The organism is Anaerotignum sp. (assembly GCF_045122575.1).
Classification (GTDB): domain Bacteria; phylum Bacillota; class Clostridia; order Lachnospirales; family Anaerotignaceae; genus Anaerotignum_A.
Genome location: NZ_JBGVHV010000106.1, coordinates 45,148 through 51,789, shown reverse-complemented (window position 1 = coordinate 51,789; position 6,642 = coordinate 45,148). Strand labels below are relative to the sequence as shown.

Annotated in this window: 6 protein-coding genes and 1 other annotated feature; of the genes, 1 reads left to right on the top strand and 5 read right to left on the bottom strand. The window is 47.2% G+C overall.

Translation table 11 applies throughout. The features are described from left to right. The 3 genes from pheT to ACJMLT_RS04945 form a co-directional block, all read right to left on the bottom strand. Positions 1 to 1,040 (bottom strand): phenylalanine--tRNA ligase subunit beta (gene pheT, locus ACJMLT_RS04955; RefSeq protein WP_405727476.1); only part of this gene is annotated, 1,040 nt, incomplete at its 3' end. Between the two features lie 36 nt (positions 1,041 to 1,076). Beyond that, complete coding sequence (pheS, locus tag ACJMLT_RS04950) at positions 1,077 to 2,096, bottom strand: phenylalanine--tRNA ligase subunit alpha (RefSeq protein WP_405727473.1); 1,020 nt, start codon at positions 2,094 to 2,096, stop codon at positions 1,077 to 1,079. A gap of 63 nt (positions 2,097 to 2,159) precedes the next feature. Then, positions 2,160 to 2,372: a binding site (T-box leader), on the bottom strand. A gap of 66 nt (positions 2,373 to 2,438) precedes the next feature. Beyond that, entirely contained in the window at positions 2,439 to 3,758 is a 1,320-nt protein-coding gene (locus ACJMLT_RS04945; RefSeq protein ID WP_405727470.1) for an AAA family ATPase, read from the bottom strand. Positions 3,759 to 3,955: 197 nt separating this feature from the next. On the opposite strand from ACJMLT_RS04945, the gene ACJMLT_RS04940 reads away from it, so the two are divergent. After that, positions 3,956 to 5,278 (top strand): sodium-dependent transporter, encoded by a 1,323-nt coding sequence (locus ACJMLT_RS04940; RefSeq protein ID WP_405727467.1) that lies wholly within the window; start codon positions 3,956 to 3,958, stop codon positions 5,276 to 5,278. Positions 5,279 to 5,329: 51 nt separating this feature from the next. Here ACJMLT_RS04940 and queA read toward each other — a convergent pair whose 3' ends face one another. Together queA and ACJMLT_RS04930 are read right to left on the bottom strand one after the other, a co-directional pair. Beyond that, complete coding sequence (gene queA / locus ACJMLT_RS04935; RefSeq protein WP_405727464.1) at positions 5,330 to 6,364, bottom strand: tRNA preQ1(34) S-adenosylmethionine ribosyltransferase-isomerase QueA; 1,035 nt, start codon at positions 6,362 to 6,364, stop codon at positions 5,330 to 5,332. Then, positions 6,361 to 6,636: a hypothetical protein gene (locus ACJMLT_RS04930; protein WP_405727461.1), complete on the bottom strand. Its 276-nt coding sequence runs from the start codon at positions 6,634 to 6,636 to the stop codon at positions 6,361 to 6,363. Before ACJMLT_RS04930 ends, queA begins: the two co-directional genes overlap by 4 nt. Positions 6,637 to 6,642: the final 6 nt, after the last annotated feature.

Sequence of the window (6,642 nt, the reverse complement as noted above, 5' to 3'; positions counted from 1 at the left end):
AAGTTTGCAGATTCAAACAGAACTGCCTGAGAACCTTCTACGATCATGGAATTTTCGCCGCCCATAACACCTGCGATGGCAACTGCTTTTTCAGGGTCTGCAATCACCAGCATGGAAGGATCCAGATTTCTTTCTACGCCGTCCAGTGTTGTGATTTTTTCGCCTTCTTTTGCGTTTCTAACGATGATGTGGCTGTCTTTGATTGTTTCGATGGAGAATGCGTGCATGGGCTGACCCATTTCGATCATTACATAGTTTGTAATATCTACGATGTTGTTGATAGGGCGAACACCTGCCATACGCAGTCTCTTTCTCATCCATCTGGGAGAAGGACCGATTTTTACGTTTTTCACAACTCTTGCCACGTATCTGGGGCACAGTTCGGGATTTTCGATTGTAACTTTCACAAAGTCTTCTGCTTTGCCTTCCGCTTCTTCTTTCACAGTGATTTCAGGATAATTGAAGGGAATATCATAAGTTGCAGCAGCTTCTCTTGCGATACCCAGAATGGAGAAGCAGTCGGGTCTGTTGGATGTGATTTCGTATTCTACTACTTCATCTTTCAGATCCATCACTTCTACGATATCTTTACCCAGTTCAACGGGTTCGGGGAAGATATAGATGCCGTATTCAGGTGCTTCGGGGAAGTCGTGAGCATCGCAGCCCAGTTCTTCTACGGAACACAGCATGCCTTCGGAAACTACGCCGCGCAGTTCGCCTGTTTTGATTTCTTTACCGCCTGCAATCACGGAGTTATCCAGTGCAACGGGCACATAGTCGCCTACTTTTACATTAGGTGCGCCTGTTACGATAGTCAGGTCTCTGCCCTGACCTGCGTCGATTTTACAGATCACCAGTTTATCTGCATCGGGGTGTCTTTCGATCTCTTTGATCAGACCTGTTACTACATTTTTGATTTCACCGGCTACAGTTACATAGCCTTCTACTTTGGAACCTGTCAGTGTGATATCTTCCACGAAATCTTTGATATCCGCTGTTACAGGTGCATATTCTTTCATCCAAGACATAGGTACGTCCATGAATTTAACTCTCCCTTCGATTTGAATTTTAATTTATCAGAACTGTTTCAGGAATTTTACATCGTTTTCGAACAGCAGACGCAGGTCAGTGATGCCGTATCTCTGCATTGCTACACGTTCCAGACCCATACCGAAAGCGAAACCGCTGTATTCTTCGGGATCAATGCCGCTCATTTTCAGAACTTTGGGATGCACCATGCCGCAGCCCAGCAGCTCGATATAGCCTTCGCCTTTGCATACACGGCAGCCTTCCCCGCCGCAAGCGAAGCATGTTACGTCCATTTCAGCAGAAGGTTCTGTGAAGGGGAAGTGATGAGGACGGAAACGTACTTTTGTATTTTCGCCGAACAGTTCCTTCGCGAATACTTCCAGCGCACCTTTCAGGTCACCCATAGTAACGTTCTTATCGATTACCATACCTTCCATCTGGTGGAATACGGGAGAGTGTGTTGCGTCTACTTCGTCGGAACGGTAAACTGCACCGGGACATACCATACGAATAGGCAGTTTGCCTTTTTCCATAGTACGAACCTGTACAGGGGATGTCTGTGTTCTCAGCAGGATATCGCCGTTGATGTAGAATGTATCCTGTTCATCCTTCGCGGGATGATTTGCAGGGATATTCAGTGCTTCGAAGTTATAGTAGTCTTTTTCCACTTCAGGGCCGTCTGCTACTTCATAACCCATGCCGCGGAAAATTTCGCTGATTTCATCGATAACGATGCTCATGGGATGTTTGTGACCTTCGGGTCTTTCCTTACCGGGCATAGTTACGTCGATTTTTTCTTTTTCCAGACGGATCGCCATTTCTGCTGCTTCCAGACGTTTTTTGCTTTCTTCCAGCATTTTTTCGATCTCTGCTCTTACTTCATTTGCCAGCTGACCGATGACAGGTCTTTCTTCTGCAGACAGTTTGCCCATTTCTTTCAGAATGGCTGTCAGTTCCCCTTTTTTGCCGAGGAATTTTACTTTCAGTTCGTCAATGTCTTTGATTTCCTTGGCTTCCTGGAATGCTGCCAGTGCCTTTTCCTGGATCAGTTTCAACTTATCCTTCATTTTTTCTTTCTCCTCTCTTTATTTGAGGGTTTCCCCTTAAAATTAGAAAAAGCCTTCGTCACACAAAGGGACGAAGGCTCGCGGTACCACCCAAATTCCTGCTATTACAGGCACTCTAATGCGTAACGTGCATGAAACGGACTTTCCTACTATTCGTTCAGAAAGCCGACTCCGATGGGAACTTCTGCAGTTTCTCTCACCAAGCATTCTTCCAGCCTATGGAACGCTCTCTCTGGGGCAGTTTCACTGCATACTTTTCATCTTCATAGTCATTCATAAATATAACATGAATATTCTATCATATAGAAACGGAAAGTCAAGGGGATTTCTATAAAACACCCTTTATTCCCCCTTCAGACGGCGCAGATGTTCCTTGATACGGCGTTCCACCCCGTTATCCGTTGGTGCATAGTATACAGTACCCACCAATTCATCGGGAAGGTACTGCTGTTCCACATAATGATTGGGATAATCGTGAGCATATTTATAGCCCACGCCATGCTCCAGTTCCTTCGCTCCGCTGTAATGGGCATCCTTCAGATGAGGCGGAACGGTACGGATGCGGATATTCCGTACATCACTCAGTGCCTTATCGATCCCCAGATAGGCCGCATTGCTTTTGGGCGCACAGGCCACATAGGAAACGGCTTGCGCCAGCGGGATACGTCCTTCCGGCATACCGATGAAATTGACCGCTTCCATGGCCGCCACAGCCACCTGCAGTGCATGGGGGTCTGCATTCCCCACATCTTCAGAAGCACAGATCACCACTCTGCGGGCGATGAATTTGGGGTCTTCCCCCGCATAGATCATTTTCGCCAGATAATATAGAGCCGCATCGGGGTCAGAACCGCGCATACTCTTGATAAAGGCAGAAATGGTATCGTAGTGATTGTCCCCGTCCTTATCATAATTCAGCGCCCGCTTCTGGATACATTCCTGCGCTTCCTCCAAAGTGATATGGATACTGCCGTCCTTGGAAGGTTCTGTGGTCAGCACAGCCAGCTCCAGCGCATTGAGAGCCGTTCTGGCATCCCCATTGGCCGTATTGGCAAGAAAAGACAGAGCATCCTCATCCATTTCGGCATGATAAGCCCCCATCCCTTTTTCCACATCGGTCAGGGCTCTTCTCAAAAGCTGTTTGATGTCCTGATCCTCCAGCTGGCGCAGTTCAAAGACGATGGAACGGGAAACCAGCGCCTTATTTACTTCAAAATAGGGATTTTCCGTGGTTGCACCAATGAGAACCAGCGTACCGTCCTCCACATGGGGCAGCAAGGCATCCTGCTGGCTCTTATTAAAACGATGGATCTCGTCAATGAACAGAATCGTCTTTGCACCATACATGCCCAAGTCAGCCTTAGCATCTTCCACCGTTTCCTTGATATCCTTGATCCCTGCCGTCGTAGCATTGATCTGACGGAATTTGCTTTTTGTGGTATTGGCAATGATCTTTGCCAGTGTGGTTTTGCCCGTACCGGGAGGGCCATAGAAAATAACAGAACTTAATCTGTCACTTTTGATGGCACGATAAAGCAATTTCCCCTTACCGACGATATGCTCCTGTCCTACAAATTCCTCCAGTGTCACAGGACGCATACGAGCTGCCAGCGGGGCATCCTTTCCTCCCTGCAGACTGCGATTATATTCAAATAAGTCCATTTTTCCACCGACTTTCCTTTACACTTTTTCATGCATTTATTTTATAGCAGATTTTCGTTTATTTCAACCAAAAAGAAAACAGCAGTGTATCTGCAAAAATCCAGTAAAAATAAGGATTTTTTTCATTTTGGTATGTTTTTTCCCATAAAAAAATGTTATACTACTCAAAGTATTTTTATTGTTAAAGGAGAAACTTTATGAAAAATCGTGATTCTTTTACCACCAGATTAGGGTTTATTCTGGCGTGTGTTGGCTCTGCCGTAGGTATGGGCAACCTTTGGATGTTCCCCACCAGAGTATCTCTCTATGGCGGCGGTTCCTTCATCATCCCCTATTTCATCTTTGTTGTACTGATCGGTGCTACCGGCGTCATCGGCGAAATGGCCTTCGGCCGCGCGGCTCGTTCCGGCCCTGTAAATGCTTTCGGTATGGCCCTGGAAAGCAAAGGCAAGCGCAGTCTGGGGGAAGCACTGGGTCTGATCCCCATGGTCGGCGCACTGGCCATGGCCATTGGTTATACTGTCGTTATGGGCTGGATCCTGAAATATGCAGTCGGTACATTTACCGGCGCTACACTGGCTTATGCTGATGTAGACGGTTATGCAGGCGCTTTCGGCGGCATGGCCAGTGCATTTGGCAACAATGCATGGCAGATCGGCGCACTGGTAATCTGTCTGGCCATCACCATGCTGGGTATCGGCAAGGGCATTGAAAAAGCAAACAAAGTGATGATGCCTCTGTTCTACGTTCTGTTCGTTGGACTGGCGATCTACATCGCCCTGCAGCCCGGTTCCGCAGAAGGTTACAAATATATCTTCCGTGTGGATCCTGTGGCTCTGAAAGATCCTATGACATGGATCTACGCGCTGGGTCAGGCATTTTTCTCCCTGTCCATTGCAGGCAACGGCACAGTGATCTATGGTTCTTATCTGTCTGACGACGAAAACATTCCTGCTTCTGCAGCCCGTGTTGCGTTCTTCGACACACTGGCAGCCTGTCTGGCAGCGCTGGTGATCATTCCTGCCATGGCAACCGCAGGTTCTCAGCTGGATCAGGGCGGCCCCGGTCTGATGTTTATCTTCCTGCCGAATCTGTTCCACAGCATGCCCGGCGGTTCCATCTTCGCCATCATCTTCTTTGTAGCTGTTCTGTTCGCAGGTATGACTTCCCTGCTGAATCTGTATGAAACACCCATTGCTACCCTTCAGGAAAAATTCGGTTTCAGCCGTATTCCCGCCTGCCTGACCATTGGTGTCATCGGCGCAGTGGTTTCCATTCTGATTCAGGGCATCGTTTCCGGCTGGATGGATGTTCTCTCCATCTACATCTGCCCTCTGGGTGCTGGTCTGGCTGCTGTGATGTTCTTCTGGTTCTGCAAGAAAGAGTTCGTGGAATTCGAAGTGAACAAAGGTAGAAACAAGCCTATGTTCACATGGTTCTATCCTCTGTGCAAATATATACTTTGCCCCATCTGCTTTATCGTACTGATCTTGGGTGCACTGAACGGCGGTATTGGTTAATCCGCAAAAAAATAAATCCTTACTGCTTTTGCAGTAAGGATTTTTTATTGCTTATTTTTTTGCCAGAAACAGGCAGGCATCCCCGAAGGAGAAGAAACGATATCTTTCTTTTACCGCTTCTTCATAGGATTCCATAACCAGTTCCTTGCCCATCAGTGCAGAAACCAGCATGATGAGTGTAGATTCGGGCAGGTGGAAGTTTGTCACCAGACAGTCCACCGCTTTAAATTCGTACCCGGGATAGATAAAGATCTTTGTCCAGCCGGTTTTCGCCTGAATGATGCCGTTTTCATCTGTCACAGATTCCAGTGTTCTGGTGCTGGTCGTACCGACAGCGATGATACGGCCTCCGTTTTTCTTTGTTTCATTCATGATCGTCGCCTGTTCCGGCTCTACCACATAAAACTCAGAATGCATTTCATGCTCCAGCACATTATCCACCTTAACCGGACGGAAGGTGCCCAGACCCACATGCAGGGTCACATGAGCCACTTTCACGCCCATATCCTGAATTTCCTGCAGCAGTTCCGGTGTAAAATGCAGACCTGCCGTAGGTGCTGCCGCAGAACCTTCATGTTCTGCATAAACAGTCTGATATCTGTTTTTATCCTCCAGTTTATGGGTGATATAAGGAGGCAGTGGCATTTCCCCCAGTTCGTCCAGAATGTTTTCAAATACACCTTCATATTCGAATTTAATGATGCGGTTGCCGCCTTCGATGACCTCCAGCACTTCCGCCACCAGTTTACCGCCGCCAAAAGAGATTTTATCCCCGGGACGGGCTTTTTTACCGGGACGCACCAGCACTTCCCATGTATCCATATCTCTTCTCACCAGAAGAAGGATCTCCATGGCTGCGCCTGTGCCCACGCGTTCGCCATATAATCTGGCAGGAAGTACCTTTGTATTATTAATCACAAGGCAGTCCCCTGCTTTTAAATATTCTTTGATATCTCTGAAATGTCGGTGTTCTCTTTCGCCGCTGTCTTTATGTACCACCATCAGACGGCTGGAAGCCCTGTCCTTGAGGGGTTCCTGAGCAATCAGTTCTTCCGGCAGATCAAAGTAAAAATCACTTGTTTTCATCTTGTTCCCCTAAACATATAATCTTCTGCATATTTTACGCCAAAAATTTTCAGCATTTCCTTACGGTATGTCACGGTTGCATCGTCGGGCAGGTAATCAAACCCTTCGATATCAAAATCGTGCAGCACATAATGCTCTTCCATATCCTGAGAATTGATGATGACCTCAGGATCTGTTACCTTTCGGAAAATGCTTACGATCTCACATTCGGGATCGGAAATAGCACGCATGATCTGTAAAATTTCATCGTCTTTCAGTTTCTTTACAAACATCTCTAT

Excerpts from the sequence above, each read along its gene's own strand:
- pheS (WP_405727473.1), bottom strand. The coding sequence starts at position 2,096 with ATGAAGGATAAGTTGAAACTGATCCAGGAAAAGGCACTGGCAGCATTC.
- ACJMLT_RS04945 (WP_405727470.1), bottom strand. The coding sequence starts at position 3,758 with ATGGACTTATTTGAATATAATCGCAGTCTGCAGGGAGGAAAGGATGCC.
- ACJMLT_RS04940 (WP_405727467.1), top strand. The coding sequence starts at position 3,956 with ATGAAAAATCGTGATTCTTTTACCACCAGATTAGGGTTTATTCTGGCG.
- queA (WP_405727464.1), bottom strand. The coding sequence starts at position 6,364 with ATGAAAACAAGTGATTTTTACTTTGATCTGCCGGAAGAACTGATTGCT.
- ACJMLT_RS04930 (WP_405727461.1), bottom strand. The coding sequence starts at position 6,636 with ATGTTTGTAAAGAAACTGAAAGACGATGAAATTTTACAGATCATGCGT.